Source organism: Nostoc piscinale CENA21 (assembly GCF_001298445.1).
Taxonomy (GTDB): domain Bacteria; phylum Cyanobacteriota; class Cyanobacteriia; order Cyanobacteriales; family Nostocaceae; genus Nostoc_B; species Nostoc_B piscinale_A.
On sequence record NZ_CP012036.1, the window covers coordinates 1,533,555 to 1,551,212 of the forward strand.

Annotated in this window: 13 protein-coding genes and 3 pseudogenes; 5 read left to right on the forward strand and 11 right to left on the reverse strand. The window is 43.2% G+C overall.

The annotated features are described in order from the left end of the window. Positions 1-151: 151 nt before the first annotated feature. The 3 genes from ACX27_RS06765 to ACX27_RS06775 all read left to right on the forward strand — a co-directional run bounded on the left by ACX27_RS06765 (position 152) and on the right by ACX27_RS06775 (position 4,746). Positions 152-874 carry a cyanoexosortase B system-associated protein gene (locus tag ACX27_RS06765; RefSeq protein ID WP_062298193.1) on the forward strand — a complete coding sequence of 241 codons (723 nt, stop codon included), beginning with the start codon at positions 152-154 and terminating at the stop codon, positions 872-874. Positions 875-1,089: 215 nt separating this feature from the next. Further along, entirely contained in the window at positions 1,090-2,499 is a 1,410-nt protein-coding gene (locus tag ACX27_RS06770; protein WP_062290053.1) for a polysaccharide biosynthesis/export family protein, read from the forward strand. 66 nt (positions 2,500-2,565) lie between these two features. Then, positions 2,566-4,746 carry a GumC family protein gene (locus ACX27_RS06775; RefSeq protein ID WP_062290056.1) on the forward strand — a complete coding sequence of 727 codons (2,181 nt, stop codon included), beginning with the start codon at positions 2,566-2,568 and terminating at the stop codon, positions 4,744-4,746. Positions 4,747-4,876: 130 nt separating this feature from the next. Here ACX27_RS06775 and ACX27_RS06780 read toward each other — a convergent pair whose 3' ends face one another. From ACX27_RS06780 to ACX27_RS06810, 9 genes and pseudogenes are all read right to left on the reverse strand, one after another. Next, the gene (locus tag ACX27_RS06780; protein WP_062298195.1) at positions 4,877-5,074 is read right to left on the reverse strand and encodes a hypothetical protein; all 198 of its coding nucleotides are present in this window, start codon (positions 5,072-5,074) and stop codon (positions 4,877-4,879) included. A gap of 112 nt (positions 5,075-5,186) precedes the next feature. Further along, entirely contained in the window at positions 5,187-5,816 is a 630-nt protein-coding gene (locus ACX27_RS06785; protein WP_062290058.1) for a low-complexity tail membrane protein, read from the reverse strand. A 171-nt stretch (positions 5,817-5,987) separates the two neighbouring features. Beyond that, positions 5,988-8,939, reverse strand: a complete 2,952-nt coding sequence (gene infB / locus ACX27_RS06790) for a translation initiation factor IF-2 (protein WP_418006777.1) — start codon at positions 8,937-8,939, stop codon at positions 5,988-5,990. After that, a complete protein-coding gene (locus ACX27_RS35650) occupies positions 8,914-9,102 on the reverse strand; it encodes a translation initiation factor IF-2 N-terminal domain-containing protein (protein WP_418006778.1) in 189 nt (62 codons plus the stop codon). The genes infB and ACX27_RS35650 overlap by 26 nt, the downstream gene beginning before the upstream one ends. A gap of 134 nt (positions 9,103-9,236) precedes the next feature. Beyond that, positions 9,237-9,464 carry a hypothetical protein gene (locus tag ACX27_RS32685; RefSeq protein ID WP_162491112.1) on the reverse strand — a complete coding sequence of 76 codons (228 nt, stop codon included), beginning with the start codon at positions 9,462-9,464 and terminating at the stop codon, positions 9,237-9,239. A 114-nt stretch (positions 9,465-9,578) separates the two neighbouring features. After that, a pseudogene (locus ACX27_RS30710) lies at positions 9,579-9,855 on the reverse strand (YlxR family protein). Between the two features lie 321 nt (positions 9,856-10,176). Then, a pseudogene (gene nusA, locus ACX27_RS06800) lies at positions 10,177-11,490 on the reverse strand (transcription termination factor NusA). A 177-nt stretch (positions 11,491-11,667) separates the two neighbouring features. Beyond that, positions 11,668-12,129 carry a ribosome maturation factor RimP gene (gene rimP, locus ACX27_RS06805; protein ID WP_062290064.1) on the reverse strand — a complete coding sequence of 154 codons (462 nt, stop codon included), beginning with the start codon at positions 12,127-12,129 and terminating at the stop codon, positions 11,668-11,670. 403 nt (positions 12,130-12,532) lie between these two features. Beyond that, a pseudogene (locus tag ACX27_RS06810) lies at positions 12,533-13,988 on the reverse strand (hypothetical protein). A gap of 239 nt (positions 13,989-14,227) precedes the next feature. Here ACX27_RS06810 and ACX27_RS06815 point away from each other — a divergent pair. Continuing rightward, positions 14,228-14,878, forward strand: coding sequence for a peptidoglycan-binding domain-containing protein (locus ACX27_RS06815; RefSeq protein WP_062290067.1), 651 nt, complete (start codon positions 14,228-14,230; stop codon positions 14,876-14,878). A gap of 95 nt (positions 14,879-14,973) precedes the next feature. On the opposite strand, the gene ACX27_RS06820 is transcribed toward ACX27_RS06815, so the two are convergent. Further along, positions 14,974-15,855: an SDH family Clp fold serine proteinase gene (locus ACX27_RS06820; protein ID WP_062290071.1), complete on the reverse strand. Its 882-nt coding sequence runs from the start codon at positions 15,853-15,855 to the stop codon at positions 14,974-14,976. A gap of 175 nt (positions 15,856-16,030) precedes the next feature. Here ACX27_RS06820 and ACX27_RS32275 point away from each other — a divergent pair, with 175 nt between their 5' ends. Further along, complete coding sequence (locus ACX27_RS32275; protein WP_158507351.1) at positions 16,031-16,183, forward strand: hypothetical protein; 153 nt, start codon at positions 16,031-16,033, stop codon at positions 16,181-16,183. 16 nt (positions 16,184-16,199) lie between these two features. On the opposite strand, the gene ACX27_RS06825 is transcribed toward ACX27_RS32275, so the two are convergent. Beyond that, positions 16,200-17,657: a hypothetical protein gene (locus tag ACX27_RS06825; protein ID WP_062290074.1), complete on the reverse strand. Its 1,458-nt coding sequence runs from the start codon at positions 17,655-17,657 to the stop codon at positions 16,200-16,202. Between the last annotated feature and the right edge of the window lies 1 nt (position 17,658).

Sequence of the window (17,658 nt, forward strand, 5' to 3'; positions counted from 1 at the left end):
AAATTAACTTCAAACACTGTCTCTGTATAACTTTACCAGCAATTTCAGCCTATTCTTCTCTACAACACCATCATCATAGACTGCTACTTTTACTGAACTCAGAGTACCAATTATTCAGTAAAATCTTGCGTAAATCTTGCAAATTTTACTGATGATTTCCTTTTCCAAGGTTCTCAAAGAAAAACAGGTGACTTATATAATACCTCTGGTATTGTTGCTGCTGCTCTTGGCAATGGGCGCAGTTCCTAGCTACTTAAAAGGGCGCTGGGAATGGAAACAGCCACCACCTGTCACCACCCTCAAGGAATTAAGAAAAATACGCAAAACGGGATTAACCATTCCTGGCTGGGAAACAACTCAACAAGCCGAACAACAAGTTGGCGAACATAAATGGTCGTTGCAAGTTCTCAAACAAGCAAGTTCGCCCACTCAGGTGATTTTGCTATTACTCCCACAAAACGGCCCAAGAGATCAACCGGAAGTGGAATGGACGGAGATTAACGGCTGGGGTAGGTTGCGCTGGGGAAAATGGGATATAGCCCAAGAACGTTCTCTGGAATTTTCAGTTAAACATTCCCAAACTGCTAGTTCTAATGCTGATGTGCCAGTGAAAGCGAGATTTTTCCGCGTTTCCACTCAACAAGATACCTTTGCTGTTTTACAGTGGTATGCTTTCCCCAATAGTGGCAACCCGTCACCTTTGCGCTGGTTTGTCAAAGATCAATTGGCACAGTTGCAAAAACGCCGGAATCCTTGGGTAGCAGTGAGTATAATGATACCAATTGAGCCTTTGGGTGACGTGGAAACTACTAAGTCTTTAGCTCAGTCTTTGGGTGAAGCGGTGCAGACTACATTAATGGCAAATGCTTTATAGCCAGTTGATCAGTAATTTGAGTTGTAACTATGTGGACTTAACCAAATAATGTGGAAAACCTGCTATCTTTGATCAAACAATTTCCCAGAGTAGTAAGTTAAAAATTTACCTCTTCTCTATAATCAACTCTGCAACTCCAAGCAAATATACAAGTTACTTTCAATCTAAAATAACGACTCGGTAGAATTAATTCTCAATACAGTTTGACTGCACCGATGTTTATAGTTTCCCATCCTTATGTACGTGCATTTAGCACTTTATGTTTTGTGAGTTTTCAGGCAGGTGTTTGGCTGACAAATTCTGTTCAACCTGTTGTAGCTCAATCTTTACCATCTCCCGAAACCTCACCAGGGCAATTCCCGGTGTTACCACCTGGAAATCCCACCCAGGAAGAATCTCCGCTACAACCTCCTGCACCACCTCCAAATGCTGATGGTATATTCCCCAATGAAAGCGGCGCGGCTTCTTCTCAACTCAACCGTTACCTTTTAGGGCCGGGAGATGCAATTAGTGTGACGTTTCAACGTCCTCCTGGTGCTTATCGCTTGGGGCCAGGAGATTCTATTAGTGTGCTAGTTCAACGCTTCCCAGATTTAAGTTTTCAAGCTTCAATTAATCCAGAAGGTAATATTGCCGCACCCTTGCTCGGCACAGTACCACTACAAAATTTAACTTTACAAGAAGCCCAAGACAAAATTCGTTTGTTATTTAATCGTTATGTGATTAATCCTGTAGTTGTGTTGTCTTTGACAGGTCTGCGCCCGGATTTGAGTTTTCAAGCCCAAATTAGTCCCGAAGGCAATATTGTTGTGCCACAGGTGGGAATTTTATCTATACAAGGTTTGAGTTTGGCCGAAGCTCAAGAAAAAATTCGCTTAAGTTTAAGTCGGGTCATGGTTGATCCGATAATTTCTGTAGCTCTATTGTCTACAAGACCTGTACAAATTACGATTAGCGGTGAGGTTTTTCGCCCAGGAATTTATTCTGTCAATTCTGCAACCCCCAGAGTTGCTGATGCTTTACTGATAGCTGGTGGTTCTACAATAAACGCCGATCTGCGACAAATCCAAGTACGGCGGACATTAATGGATGGTTCTGTAATTTCGCAAAATATTGATTTGTATGCTGCATTGCAAAATGGTGCTTCTGTGCCGAATTTGCGTTTGCAAGATGGTGATGCAGTAATTATCTCCCGTCGGGAAGTGGGTAATGATGATGGTTATGACCGCAATTTAATTGCTCGTTCATCTTTAGCTGTGCCACAAATTCGCGTCCGGTTGTTAAATTATGCTGCTGGGGGACTGGTGACACAAACCTTACCAAACGGTAGTACTTTTGTAGATGCTTTGGGAGGGATTAATTTAGATACGGCGAACCTCCGAGATATTGCTTTAATTCGATTCGACCCAGAACGGGGCCGCGCAATTACGCAAAGACTTGATGCCAAAAAAGCACTTTCTGGTGATATATCTCAAAATGTTCCTTTACAAGATAATGATGTTATTGTTGTTGGTCGCAACTTAATTTCGAGAATCACCAATATCTTTAGTACAATTACCCGACCGTTCTTTGATGTTCAAAGTTTTATCCGCTTCTTCCAATTTTTTGGCGGTGGCTCAAATTAAAACATCTCTGGCTTTTTAAATGATTCTTGACCACCATTCTCTCGCTGAATTCTATATGTCTTTGCTATGACCCCACCAATTGTTAAACGCTATCTAATTGCATTCGAGAAGTACAAGTGGATTGGACTAGCTGGTTTTGGGCTAGTGGTTGTCGGGTCAACAGTGGTGGCTGTACAACCAGATCCACCAATAAATTACATAGCAAATGCAGCACTGACTTATAATCGTCCCCCGGTTTCATTTTCACTGACGGGGAATGAAATCCAGCAGCAAGGACAAGACTTAAGCGAGGCGGCTTTACTATCAGATCAAATTATTGAGGCAGTCGCAACAAAGGTTAATGTCAAGCCCAAAACTATTGGCACAAATGTGGCTTTGAAGTTACCCGAAAAAACTGCCAAAGCGGGAGAAGTTGTATCGACAGTTATTGATCTGAAGTATAAAGATACTGATCCAAAACGCGCTCAAGAGGTGCTTCAAGAATTGATGCAAGCAATGATCAAGTTGAGCGCGGAGATTAATACAGGGCGATTAAGAGCAATTATTCAAAAAATTGAAGAACGTCTACCCCAGGCGAAAGCAGAATTACAAACGGCGGAAAAAAGATTAGAACAATACGATCGCCGGGAACGTCCGGCAATATTATCAGCAGAAAATGGTAGTTTATTGGCGGCAATTACTAACAGCCAAAATCAACAGAGGCAAATTCAATTAAATATTGCTGGGATTGATGCTCAAATTCTCAGTATACGCACCAAATTGGGTTTAGATGTCAATCAAGCTTATGTTTCTTCGGCTTTAAGTGCTGACCCAATTCTGGGAAATTTGCGAACACAGCTATATCAAACAGAATCGCAAATTGCTTTGCTGCGGAAAGATTTACGTCCTGAACATCCAACGATGATTCAGTTGTATCGCCAAAAAGAAGCCACTGAACAATTAATTCAACAGCGAGCTAATGAAGTGATCGGTGGCGGTGGTGCAGCCGCACCTTTAGCGGGAAATATTTCGGGGATTCGCGCTCAAAGTAATTTAGACCCAGCCAGACAAGGGTTAGCGAATCAAATGGTGACTTTGCAAACCCAACGCGACACACTTCAACAACAGTTGGCACAGCAAATCCGCGAAGAAGTCCGGCTCAGGCAGGAGTATTCTTTAATACCCAACAAACAATTAGAGCGATCGCGCTTGGAACAGGAAGTCGCCCTGAAAAAAGCGGTTTATGACCAAATGCAAGCCAAACTTACTGATTCTAAAACCGCAGAAGCGGAAACTGTTAGTAGCTTAACAGTTGCCCGCTCACCATTGATTATTCCTGAACCCACGAAAGCCAAGAGTGTACCAACTACTTTAGGGATTGGTGGTTTTTTGGGCTTGTTGGTTGGTGGTGGCGTGATCTTTTTACTGGGTGCTTTAGAAGGAACATTCAAGACCAAAGAAGATATCCGCGACAGTCTCAAAGAACGAGAAGTGGTGTTACTGGGCGAAATACCTTTAATGTCAGTGGAAGATTTACCTCCAGATACAGTACCCGTAGTATTTTCACCTGATTCGCCATATTTAGAGTTTTATGAAAAATTCCGCAGCAATTTACGTCGCTTGGCTGGTAAAGATGTAAAAATACTTCTAATTGCTAGTACTGGCGCTCAAGAAGGCAAAACAGTTAGTGCTTACAATTTGGGTGTGGCTTGCGCTCGTGCGGGGAAACGTACTTTGATTATTGAAACCGATTTGCGATCGCCTTCGCGGGCTGCATCCTTAAAAGTTAATCTCGACCCCGACGCGACTATTGAACCTTTGCGTTATTATGCCAGCTTGAGTGATTGCATTCGCTTAGTACCAGATATAGAAAATTTATACATTATTCCTAGTCCTGGCCCTGTACGTCAATCACCAGCTATCATTGAATCTAGCGAAATGCGACGGCTGATGGAAGATGCTCGTGAGCGTTACGATTTAGTAATTCTAGATACTAGCCCTTTAAGTTATTCCAACGATCCTTTGTTGATTCAACCCTACAGTGATGGTATTGTCATGGTCGCCCGACCGAACTATACACAAGAAAGTTTGTTGGGTGAGGCGCTTGATCAATTACAAGAAGCTGAACTGGGGTTATTGGGTGTAATTATCAACGGTGCTGATATTGAAGTTGCTTTACCAGACAGTAAAGAACCATCACCAACCTCTTCACCAGAATCAGAATCAGCAATTGTGGAAGAAGTTGACCAAATTTCCGTAGGGAAGTAAGGGTGTATGGCGCGGGGTGCAGGGGAAAAATTTTTACCACTCAGCACTTTGCTAAAAATCAAGGGAAGCATAATCATCATGCTTCCCTGAAAATATTGCTTGTAAATAAACAAGCTGAATTAAATTGATTTTAGTAAGCTAAAGTTTCTAAAGTCTCTCTTAAATACTTTTGTACTTGCTGTTCCAGGAGCAAACCTTGCAATTGGGTATTACGTTCTAGTTGCCAACGTTGGAAACCGGAACTGGCAGCGATCGCACATTTAAGGCTATACCAAATTTCGGTATCTGCGGGATATTGGAGATTACTAGCAGCAGAAGTTGGAGTCATAGTCCCTGATTCCTCAACTTTTAAAGTTATGGCAGTTTTCATTGTGAGCAAATACAACCCTGTCTGATTCAGACAGTGTATACTCTGCGAAGAATTGTTTAGGTTCTGATTTTTAGGGCTGCTGCGAGTTTCTATTGCTCCCGATGAAGGATTGAAACAACCTGGGTAAAATTTGATTAACTTGCACCCCTAAAATAGTGAAATCATGCTTGATATTTTCTAAAGATAACGGTTCGAGGGCAGCAAATTCTGTGTCATTAGTCACTAAAATCCGTGCCACACTCACGGGAACTTGTAAAAATAAATTACTTGCTAAAAAAGTTAAAGCAGCTAACAGCAAGCCTAAGCCATGCCATTGCGGCAAAAAGCTAACTAAATGTTGCATTTGGGGTACAACTTTGTAAAGCTGCCACAAGATGACAGTTAATATTATTGCGGCCACCAGAGACAACACCCGATTTAATTTAGTATTAATTAAACAAAGTATCTTGCGCTGTTGCTCGGTTAAATTTTCGGGTTTGAGAGCGATCCCTAAAAGAGAATATATATAAAACGGGCGGCGTAGCTGCATCCACAATAGTGGAGTAACGCCGACAGTGGCGACTAATAATAGTTCTCCCCACACCGGGAAGAGTGGCTCACCGATCGCCAATGACAATAAGCACAAAACCAAAAAAAATGGCAATGTCGCTAATCCAGCAATGTGAATCCACAATATAGGGTCAGAGCGAAACGAAGACATAGTTAAAGTGCTGAGTGCTGAGGAGACAGTGTGTTGGGCGGCTTTGCCGACTCCCTCACTGACGTTGCTGAGTGCTGAGTTTTATATTTTAAGTTTTGAGTGTGGAACTAACTTAATTTTCAGTTCAACACACTTAAACTTTCACTTCAACTCAGCACTGAGTGTTAACCACTATCTTGTCAAAGTCAGGGTACGGCGTTTTGTCACCATCTGGTAGGCTTCAATAATGTCGCCTTCTACCCAGTCATGGAATTTATCGACGTTAATACCGCATTCATAACCGGCATTGACTTCCCGAACGTCGTCTTTGATCCGTTTGAGAGAATCAAGGACTCCTTCGTAGACGACTTTTCCGCCACGACGTACGCGCAGTTTGCAGTTACGTAATAGCTTGCCAGACTGCACATAACAGCCAGCAACGGCTCCTTTACCTACTGGGAAGACAGCACGGACTTCACACTGACCAAGGGCTTCTTCGACCAACTCTGGTTCCAACAGACCTTCCAAGGCTCCTTGGATATCTTCGAGGAGTTTATAGATAATGTTATACTCCCGGACATCCACACCAGCTTCATCAGCAGCTTGTCTTGCGCCACTGGCGTAGGTGGTGTTAAAGCCAATGATGACTGCGTTACTTGCAGCAGCTAAGTCAATGTCTGTTTGGGTGATTTCCCCAGCTGATGCTAACAGCATCCGAATCTGCACTTCGTTTTGCGGGATTTGCTTCAGCGAACCAATAATCGCTTCTACAGAACCTTGCACGTCGCCTTTGAGGATTAAGTTGAGTTCCTTCAACTCGCCTTCTTGTGCTTGTGCCGATAGGGTTGTGAGGGTGACACGTCCTTGCAACAGTCGTGATAGACGTTGTTTGTCGGCGCGATCGCCTGCAATACTCCGGGCTTCTTTTTCGTTATCGAAGACCTCGAAATCATCCCCGGCTGCGGGAACATCGCTTAAACCCAACACCTCAACAGCAAAGGAAGGTGTGGCTGCTTCGACTCTCCGCCCACGGTCATCAACCATTGCTCTGACTTTACCAAAGGCTGAACCTGCCACGAGCATATCTCCGACGTGGAGACTACCGTTTTGAATCAACAAGGTAGCAACAGCACCCTTGGCTTTATCTAGATGGGCTTCAATGACAGTACCTTTAGCTAGGCGATCGGGGTTGGCTGATAGTTCTTCAACTTCTGCCACCAACAGAATCATCTCCAAGAGTGTGTCGAGGTTTTCACCTTTAATCGCACTCACTGGCACCATGATGGTTTCACCGCCCCATTCTTCTGGGGTTAAGCCATATTGTGTCAATTCTTGTTTCACCCGATCTGGTTGTGCACCTTCTTTATCAATTTTGTTGATAGCGACCACAATTGGCACTTCGGCGGCTTGGGCGTGGCTGATGGCTTCGATGGTTTGGGGACGCACACCATCATCGGCTGCTACTACCAAAATGGCGATATCTGTCACCCTCGCGCCTCTAGCCCGCATCGCGGTGAAGGCTTCGTGACCCGGAGTATCCAAGAAGACAATCTGATGCAGCTTACTGTCATGTTCGATGTCCACATGGTATGCACCGATGTGTTGGGTAATACCGCCAGCTTCTCCAGCTGCGACTTTGGTTTTGCGAATCGAGTCGAGTAGAGTGGTTTTACCGTGGTCTACGTGACCCATAATGGTGACGACAGGCGGACGACGAATCAGATGTTCTAAATCTGCCACGTCAATCATTTCTGTGACTTTCCGCGCTTCTGCTTCTGGTTCGGCGGTTTCGACTTCTACTTCTAACTCTTTACCTACTAAGGTGATGGTGGGAATATCCAAATTTTGGGTGATACTCACCGCCATACCTTTCAGGAACAGGATTTTCACAATCTCTGTATCTGCAACTACCAATTCGTTGGCGAGTTCCTGCACAGTCATCGGGCCTGTCACCACGACTTTGGCTGGGCGATCGCGTTTTGGCTCTGCTTCTTGACGACGGTTCTGTTCACCGCGATTTGAGCTAGTTCTCTTACCTCTAACAGTTGGTGTAGCTACAGATGTGGCTGTTGTTTGGGCTGGCCGCGCGGCTTTTGGTTTTGGCGGACGAGCGATAGAAAGAGTTGCCTGGATGGTAGCCGGAATGTCTAGACCTTCTTCGTCTAGCAAATCATCATCTTCAAAGTCATCATCCAGAATCGGTTTGACCCGCTTGCCTTTGGGGCCACCTTTGCCGGATTTCTCTTTAACTTCGTCAATGATTTCTTCTTCTTGCCATTTTTTGCCACCTTTAGCTAAACGAGGTGGTGTGGGACGTTTTAAGTCTAAGAGTTCTGGAACGACGGGATCATCATCAACTGCGACTTTGCCTGTGGCTGCACCTGTCGGTCGGCTAGGCGGAGTCGCCAAAGATACAGTCGCCGCAGTTTCTGATTGACGCACTGGCCTTTGGGGACGTGGTACATCTCCTGAGCCTGGAGCCGAGGGTCGATTTGTTCGCCCTTCGGCTTTGACAGGCCCTGAGCCTGGGCGACTTTGCTTGGGTGCTGGGGATGAGTCTGAGTGAGACTGGGATGGTTTGCCAGCTTTAGTTGGTTTATTGTTGCTAGTTTGGTCGCGATCGCGCTTCAGTATCGGTTTTTCTGCCGTACTTGACCCACCAACTGCGGGTTTTTCCGCTTCTGGTCTGGCAGGTGGCGCTGATAATTGCGGTTTTTGCGGTTTTTCTGGCCTGGACTTATGCGAAGGCGCTCTTTCTGGTTTTTCTGCTGCTGTGTTTTCTGCTAAGGGCGTATTTGCTTTTTGGGGTGCATCTGTAACAGCAGGTACCTGTGAGTTCTCAGATTGATTCCGGGGTACTGGTCTGGTTGGTGCCGTCGGCTTCATGGATGAGACTGGTGTAGCGAAGGGCCGTGGAGGTGCTGGAGAATTGACTTCAGAAGAAGCTGATTGATTCTGATTAGCAACTGATGCCTCTGGGGCATTGGTGTTAGGATTTCTCAATATTTTGGGTTTACGAATTTCCAAAATTTGTTGTTTGTGTGGTGGTGGTGCAGGTCGGCTATGAGAGCCAGGTTGATGTGAATTTGGTTTTGGGGGGTGTGTTCCTATTTCTCTTTTAGGTGTTCCATTCGTTACTGCCAATTTTTTCGGCAGCCGTCCGGATTCGTTCTGCCTCTGATTCTGAAATTGTGCTGCTATGGCTTTTGACCGCAATATTGAGCTGGTCGCAAATTGCTAATAGCTCTTTGTTATCCAAATTCAATTCCTTTGATAATTCATAAATTCTAACTTTGCCGTTGTTCATCCACTCTTCCCCTTTAATTTACAGTTTTTTGGCGGATGGTTGCCTGGGAGTGCGACATCTCCATCCTTAGATCACTGTTTTTCGGTTGCCCTTGGTAATTTTGCCGGTGCCTCCAATCAGGAAAGAGAGATGTTTCAGGTTAATGTTGGCATCTGTGCCAAATTTGGCTGTTGACTGGCTCCCATAAAAATTTTGTTAATAAAAAAAAATTTATTGGAAGTGGTGATGCCGAATTGCGCCTGATCGCTACCAGGTTGCCATTCTGTAGTTTTTTGTTTTGCTGATTCTGAGTCTTCCACAACACAATCGAGTAAAACTTTCTGGGAGCATTGCTGGGTTCTTTTTTCAAGAGCCGCTCGCAAACTACACCCTTTTACTATTTTGGCATTAACCCCAACAATTGCAGAGGGTGTGTTGGGAGCGCGAGCAGTTCGGCTTTAGACACAATCCTCTGGGGATTACCGCCACCAAGTTTTTCAACCTGATATTTGATTTTGGTGATGACTTGGGGCTAGACGTTGCCACAATGTTTGGTACAGTGTTTCTGGCACTGACACTTGTAGCGATCGCCCTAATCTATTCTTTTTTTTGTGCCGTTTGCAAACAAGTTGCTTGCGGACAAAGATAGGCAGAACGCCCCATGCCCTCATATAATTGTACCTTTCCCGATGGAAAGACGCGGACAATCCGCCAAAAGTCTTGCTTCAAGCCGACTTTGCGGCAACTAATACAACGCCGATAATTCGGTTTCATCAGTTTTTTATAGGCATAAAATCAAACAATTTGGGATTTTGGATTTACCTCCCTAATAAATAATCATGGCTGAACCGGAATTTTAAATTTTTTATTAATTCCATCAGCAAATTATGACTCAGTAGTTTTATAGCAAAGTTCAGCTATTACAGCTAATCTTTTACTAATGCCTCATGTTTTCTCAAGTAATTATTAAAACTCTTACTGAGCTAAATATTAGCAGAACTATAGCCATCGTATTTGCTTTCTCCAGTGCTGGTTGAGGCGGAGATTTGTGGCTAATTCCTATGTAGACTGCTATTTCTCCAGAAAATTAAGAAATTATTCTGTTTCATCTAGCTCAAAAGATTCATCTTCTAATTCTTCTTGATCTTCTGCCTCTAATTCTTCTAATTCGATGTCATCTTCTTCTAATTCGATGTCATCTTCCTCTAGTTCCATTTGTTCTTGTTCTAGTTGAGCTTGGGCGCGGGCGGCTGCAAATTTCGCATCTTCACCTACATGGTCGTACTTGGCTTTATCTTTAATATCAATTTTCCACCCAGTTAAACGAGCTGCGAGGCGGACGTTTTGACCTTCTTTCCCAATTGCCAAGCTCAGTTGGTCTTCGGCTACTAAGACGTGAGTTTGCCGCGTTTCCGGGTCCATCAAGCGGACTTCATCAACTCTGGCTGGACTTAAGGCGTTGGCAATGTATGTGGCTGGGTCGGGCGACCAACGAATTACATCAATTTTTTTCGCCGCGTAATTCATTCACTACTACTTGAATGCGTGATCCCCGTGCGCCAATGCAAGCACCTACTGGGTCAACATCTCGATCTAAGGTGTCTACTGCGATTTTAGTCCGGGGGCCGACATAACGCGATGGTGGATTTGCTTCCCGTGCTACAGCAACTATCCGCACTACTTCATCTTCGATTTCTGGAACTTCGTTGGCAAACAAATAAACCACCAACCAGCATCAGCGCGGGATACTAAAAGTTGTGGCCCCCGTTGTTGCCCTTGGGAAACTTTCTTGAGGTAGACCTTGAAGGTGGCATTGGCGCGATAATTATCGTTTGGTAGCTGTTCTCGCTTGGGTAATTCGGCTTCTACTTCTGGCTGACCAAAAGTGCTGCTAACTGCTAAAATTACAGACTGTCTTTCAAAACGCAGAACTCTGGCTTGCAATACAGTTCCTTCTAAATCTTGGAACTCTTCTTGCACCATTTGGCGTTGTTGATCCCGTAATTTTTGCGCCAGGACTTGTTTAGTTTGCATGGCGGCCATCCGACCAAATTCGCCTTGATCGGGGGTGACATCCAAAACTACAGAATCACCTAATTGAGCTTCGGGCGCGACTTGCTGCACTTCGTCTAAAGAAATTTGATGGTCGGTATTGTTAACTTCTTCAACGATGGTTTTTGTGGAGAGGACGCGAAATCCTTCTTCATCAATATCGAGTTCCACTTCAAAATTGTCAAAGTAATCTTCATCAAATTGCCTGCGTTCTAAATTTTGAGCGCGGCGATAACGTTCATAACCTTTGAGCAGTGCTTCTCTAATGGCTGATTGCACTGCTAACCGTGGTAAATTTCGCTCCCGACTAATACTTTCAATTAATTCTTTTAATCCTGGTAGACTAACCATTGACATAAGCAATCTCCTTTAAAAGTGAGGAAATATGGGAGCCAGCGCCGTGTGGAGGTTTCCTCAGTTGAGGCGCCTGGCGTAGCAGGGAGTAGGAAAAAGCATTAAGGAACAGGGATTAGAGAAAAGATTGACTCTAGTCCCTAGTCCCTAGCCTCTAATCTCTAGACCTTGATCCCTCGTTTATCGGCGTTCGTCTAGTTGCACCCTAGTAATGAGAGAACGAGGAATCTCCACTACCCGACCTTTTTGATTTAAATAAATGTTGGTTTCATCTCGGCGAATCAACTGACCATTCCACTCTGTTTGTCCTTCATGGGGTGGCGAAGTGGAAACAATCACAGGAAATCCTTTAAAGGAGATAAATTCCCGGTCAGTTACCAATTGGCGCGAAATACCTGGACTAGACACCTCCAAGACATAGGCATCTGGAATGATTTCCTCTGCATCTAAGCAGGCTTCTAAAGCGCGGCTCATCCTTTCACAATCATCTAAACCAGTATCTTGCTGGGGATTACGGATGTCTACCCGCAATACTGGTGGACGTTGGTTAGTGTGAAAAACTGCGCCAACGACTTCTAATCCCAGTTGTTCTGCTACTGGTGTCGCCAAGTCGATAATTTGTGGGACTAACGGATGAGTCATGCGAAATTTCAATAAAAAAAAGTGGGCTTCGACCCACTTCCTGCGATAGGGATATCTTCCAAGAAGTCTTGTAACGAACTGATGATAGTTCGCCCTAAATTGAGTGTAGCGCATTTCTCTAAGAGTCAATAGTTAAATGGTCATTTGTTATTAGTCAGTGGTCAAAAGGCAGTTCCGATGAAACCGATTTTCTAGCTAAGTATGAAAGTGGGACTGGTATTTTTACTCAGCACTTAAAACTCAGCACTCAGCACTCAGCACTTTTAAGACAGCCAACTTCATACTTAAGGACTTACGCAAAATTATGAAGAAACTAACTGCAAAGGACGCATAGAGGCGATAGTGGCTTCCCGCAGGGTAGGACACAAAGTTATAAGAATTTGAGAGATTTATTGCGTAAGTCCTATACTTTTTTATCTCTGATTTCGACGATCGCAGTACTTTGCTCAACGATGGGCTGAATGTATGCTTGTGTTCTTAGCTGTCTGGTTTGCTCAACGATGCTTTCTATGTCTTCTTGGGATAGACGTTGCACGTAGTTGAGCTTGATTTCTTCTAAGAAATCAAATAACAAGCTTTGAATTTCGGCTGTTACTTTTTTTTTGCTGTACTTCTGCGCCTAAAGCGTTGGTGAAGCTTTGGGCGAGTTGGGTTGTTAATTTTGCACCTACGGGATCTTGGATAGCACTGACTAAAACGCTGTATAAGCTGGTGGTGATTTGAGTTGCTAATTGTTCGCTGAGTTGGGTTTGGGCTTGTCCAATGCCTGGGAATGTTTGAAGATTGCGGTACAGGGGAACTTGATTGAGTACTGTGTCGATGTTGTGGCGCAAAATTGCCGCTATGTCGGGCTGAATTTTGGGAAAAACTTCATAGACGACAGTTTGGGTTAAAATTCCTGCGATCGCTTCGATTTCATTAACATTATTAATATCAATATAAGGACGTAAGTTTTCTTGTTGGGATATCCAACGGGTAAAATCTCCTTGTTTAATCGAAATTTGAATTTGGTTGATCACCCGTACCACTACAATTTCCGTGAGTTCTTCGGCAAAATTAGCTACAACTGTTTGACTCATTTGGTGCTGCAATGGTTGCAAATTTAATAGTTGCGCTTGGTCGAGACGCACAATTACAGGTATAACTCGCAACCATCGACAAAACGGCATCAGCAGAAATAAATCATACCAACGGTCAAATACTGCATTTAACCAACTAGAACCGGGGTGGCGACGCTTGATGTAAAAGATGCGTGCGAGAAACTCAATCGCAAAGATGGTGACAAATGGTAGGTCAATCAGCCAAAAATAGTCGAGATATTCGCTATTTTCACCGATTTGGCGGTAATAGTTGCTGGCGATTAAAGGACTAATTTTTTGGTTGAAAAAGGTAATTTCTTGATTCCAGCCTTTTTGGGAGAGGTAGGCTTGACTCCAGAAAGTAGCAAAGGACTGCTTGGCGGAATCTTTACCGATGCGATCGCGCATTCGGTTTTTAATTTTTTCCAGAGTCCCACTCTTGCCAACCCCAGCAAATGGGTTACTATCAATCATCTCCACACTCAGATGGCTGAGTTCGTCAAGTTTCGCCTTCGCCTGTGGAGATGTTAAACCTGTCTGGCTCACTTGTTCTTTGAGGGCATCTACTGCTTTTAAATAACTTTGAGTTTCTCTATGGGCGGCGATACCTTTAATTGGATCATAAATTTGAGTTATTTGCGGTAATCTCCGCAGATAAAAATCCCGCCATTGTACATAAGTCAAATCAAACACAACTAAACCTAAGTTGACTGTGGCCACCAGTGCCATCAACCTTTCAAACAAAAGGTTTTTGTGTTTTGGCAAGGTTTGATTAACCATTTTTTTTGTTTTCGATTATACAAGCTTTAAGTATTTAGTTATAACCCAATTAAAGAGTTGAGAAGTAGACATAGAAAATCTAAATACTTCTCTAGCAAGATTGCCAAAAATTTATATTAGTTTTAGTTAATTTTAATTAATCACAAATGATTAAACATTGAGACAAAAGTCTTCAAGAAACGTAAAATGCACCTGTTAATCTCTATATAATGCTGATTTAACTGCAAGGAGTTTGAGATATGTGGTGTGGGTTTAATAAATCCAGCGCGATTATTGCGGCTACTTGCCTTGTAAGCGCCGGTGTCATCATTTCTGACAGTTCCTTTGCTGCCCGTCAACGTAACTATACGCCCCAAGAGTTTAGGGCTGTGTTGCATGGGCTAGGTTACAAAGTTAAAGTCTCCAATACACCTTTAACAGATGAGGAAACCAAAAAAGCAATCCGTGATTTTCAAAAAGGCTACAAGCTTGGTGTTGATGGGATAGCAGGGCCAAAAACTCAAGACTTTGCTGCCAATATTGTGCAGATTCTACAAGCCAATTTAAATGCAGTTCTCAAGCCCAATCCACCTCTTCCCCGCGATCAATTCTTTGGCCCACGCACAGAAGAGTTAATTAAGGAATATCAGAAAAAAAATCAGCTTTCAGAAACCGGAATTGCTGATTTAGCACTCCGTCAGAAGCTAAATGCAGAAGCAAGGGAAGTTATAGGTAAACCTAAACCCCAGCCAACGGCTAAACCAACGGCTAAACCGACAGTTCAACCAAATACAACCTCAACGCCAACACCGACAGCTACGCCAACAGCAACACCAACCGCGTCACCAACTCCCACACCGACGCTAACACCAACACAGACACCAACACCGACAGGAACACCAACACCTTAAATGTTATGGCTGTAGTCAGATAAATTAAGAAATTGCTGATGGCTACAGCTTGATAGACTGAGTGTGAACTCAGCACTCAACACCCAGCACTTAATCTAAGCTTCTTCTAAAGGTCTACCTTTGGGTGTTGGTAAAATTGGACGACGGTCATCATAAGGCATAGGAATATACTGGACAGTTGGCCGTCCTCCCTGGGGTTGGGGATACAAATCCATCAAGTCGTAAATGGAACGGGGTAATCCCACTGTGACAGGTAAGCCCATTTCTGTAGCTTCTTCCACCGTGACAGGATAATCATGAGTCACACGTCCAGTTGTCAAAGCATCGATAATCGGTTCAATATTTTCTGGCTGAACCTTTTGTTTAGGAATGTTATCTTTTAGCAGCGTCCGCACAAAGCGTTGTACTTGTTGAATGGCTTTTTCTGCTTGGTCAGCCATAATTAAAGTCTGGTCATCAATCTCGCTGACGGGTTTATCTTTGACTACCTTTATAATACTGGCTGCGGGGAGGTTTCCTAATTGGGGATCAACAGGCCCTAAAACAGCGTTCGCATCCATAACAATTTCATCAGCAGCCAAAGCCAGCATTGTGCCACCACTCATAGCGTAGTGTGGGACAAAAACTGTCACCTTGGAAGGGTGACGAATTAACGCCCTGGCAATTTGTTCGGTAGCGAGTACCAAACCGCCAGGAGTGTGCAGAATCAAATCAATGGGAACATCAGGGGGTGTGAGGCGAATTGCCCGCAAGATTTGTTCTGAATCTTCAATGGTTATGTAGCGTGATAGAGGAATGCCGAGTAAACTGATGGATTCTTGACGGTGTATTAGTAAAATCACCCGCGTTTTGCGTTCCTGTTGAAATTCTTGTAAGGCGCGAAAACGTCGATATTCTACTTGGCGCTTTTGCCAGAGAGGCTGTAGGGAAGAAAGCAGTAGAAAAATCCAGAATAAATCACCAATACCGAATCCCATAGGTTTGATTGTCCAAAAATAACGGTTATCGTCATTTATTGTGACAATTTTTGATTAATAGCAGGTCTATCTAGGGGTTTATCTCTATTAACAAGGGGTGTAGGGGAGGAAAAAGAGACAGGGAGGACAAGGGAGAAAAGGCTGATGGGTAAGCAAATATTTCCTTGTAGGTTGGGTGGAACGAAGTGAAACCCAACAAATTATCTCAATTCACAACAAAAATCTATCTGGTGGAAATCAAGGTGATTCGGTGTTGGGTTACGGCACAAAGATTAACTCGTTATGCTACAAATATGCAAGCTTGCGCCTCCATACAACCTACGCATAAATCTAACTATAAGAAATCATTTTGTGCCAATAATCTGTGGATTAAAATTTCCAAAAGGATTATAAAAAGGGAAAGCTGCCTTAAATACCTGTTGAAGTTCAGCTTCTACTTCGCTTATTTTAACTCTCAGCTTTTCAACACTGTGTACCCCTAAAGGACGCAATAATTTTTCTGCATATTTAGCACTAGAAGCCTCTAATAAGTACCTTGGTGCTTTATCTAAATATAAATTACTCCAAGGTATCCATTTATCCCATTTACTTGCTTGTGAATACTGTACTTCTGCTCGCATAAATAAGAAACAATCTGCGTCCATAAATTGTTGCATTGGGACAATTGGCGCAAGTTTTCCTTGTTGATGGCGGTCATTTAATAAATCAGCATGAATTAATATTCTATTAGAGTTTAAGCGTCTGTTACGATTGTCTAATAACTTGACATATTGAGAAACATAGATGAAAGAAACTAAACCCGATTCTCTACTATATCTTGAAGGATTGTCAACGTAAATACCACCCCCTTCCAATAACTCCGCAATTAATTCCCATCGGGTTTCTCGAATTAGAAACGAGAAAAAAGATACAAAAAGTTCATGACCTATAAATTTGTAAAAATCGAAATCAATATCTTGATAGCTACCTGAGAAATCGCGTGGAAGATTATAACGTTCTAAAATCAGTTCAAATTGCTTGTATATTTCACGCGCAGCATCTAAGTTATTTACTGTTGCAACTACTTCTGCAAGATGTGCAAACTCTATCGTAAGTTCTGTCGTTTGCTCAATAGATTGTACTAGTAATTCATCGTGTATACCTCCTTTTGTAAAATCTGGCTTAAGTGTGTCAAGCTCATCTCTTAGCCATGTCATGAATCGACGGATTAAGATGGTTTGATTCGGCTGGAACTTTTCAACTGCTATTCTTGCCTGTTCTCCTATGGTTATTGGTTGAATAATTTCTCCAGTATTTTGTAAGTCAATTTCTTCTAAAATATTCCGAAGCGCACCTTCTAATTTTGATTGAAGCTTCTTACGCTCTGTGGAACGATCCTCGCTTTCTTCAGGCATAAAATATGTAATTACCCGCCGCATCCGCAGATCAAATGGTAGTTCTTCTGGCTTTGCAAAAGCAGAATTGAGTACCATAATGACGTTATTCCATCCCAGAGCCTTGATTGCATATCCAAGTTCAAGTAAGACATTAGGATTTGGAGTGAGGCGAGAGGAAGCATTTTGGTTAATGATTGAAACGTCACAGACAAACACTTGAGCCTGTTCAATTTTGCCAAATATTGTATGAGCAATATCGGGTGAACCAGGTACATCTTTTGTGTCACGGTCAATCACTGGCTCTACTTTTATAGAATCATCATTACGTATGGATTTGGCCGCAGCCTCAAGCGCAGTCTCGATAAATCCACGATTCGTTTTGTTAGGTAAGTCTGATTGCCAAGAATAAAATATTTTACAATTCATA

Bases quoted from the DNA above. Each gene is read 5' to 3' on its own strand.
- ACX27_RS06765 (WP_062298193.1), top strand. From the start codon at position 152: ATGATTTCCTTTTCCAAGGTTCTCAAAGAAAAACAGGTGACTTATATA.
- ACX27_RS06820 (WP_062290071.1), bottom strand. From the start codon at position 15,855: ATGGGATTCGGTATTGGTGATTTATTCTGGATTTTTCTACTGCTTTCT.
- ACX27_RS06770 (WP_062290053.1), top strand. From the start codon at position 1,090: ATGTTTATAGTTTCCCATCCTTATGTACGTGCATTTAGCACTTTATGT.
- ACX27_RS06785 (WP_062290058.1), bottom strand. From the start codon at position 5,816: ATGTCTTCGTTTCGCTCTGACCCTATATTGTGGATTCACATTGCTGGA.
- ACX27_RS06815 (WP_062290067.1), top strand. From the start codon at position 14,228: ATGTGGTGTGGGTTTAATAAATCCAGCGCGATTATTGCGGCTACTTGC.
- ACX27_RS06775 (WP_062290056.1), top strand. From the start codon at position 2,566: ATGACCCCACCAATTGTTAAACGCTATCTAATTGCATTCGAGAAGTAC.
- ACX27_RS06780 (WP_062298195.1), bottom strand. From the start codon at position 5,074: ATGACTCCAACTTCTGCTGCTAGTAATCTCCAATATCCCGCAGATACC.
- ACX27_RS06825 (WP_062290074.1), bottom strand. From the start codon at position 17,657: ATGAATTGTAAAATATTTTATTCTTGGCAATCAGACTTACCTAACAAA.
- ACX27_RS35650 (WP_418006778.1), bottom strand. From the start codon at position 9,102: ATGAACAACGGCAAAGTTAGAATTTATGAATTATCAAAGGAATTGAAT.
- rimP (WP_062290064.1), bottom strand. From the start codon at position 12,129: ATGACTCATCCGTTAGTCCCACAAATTATCGACTTGGCGACACCAGTA.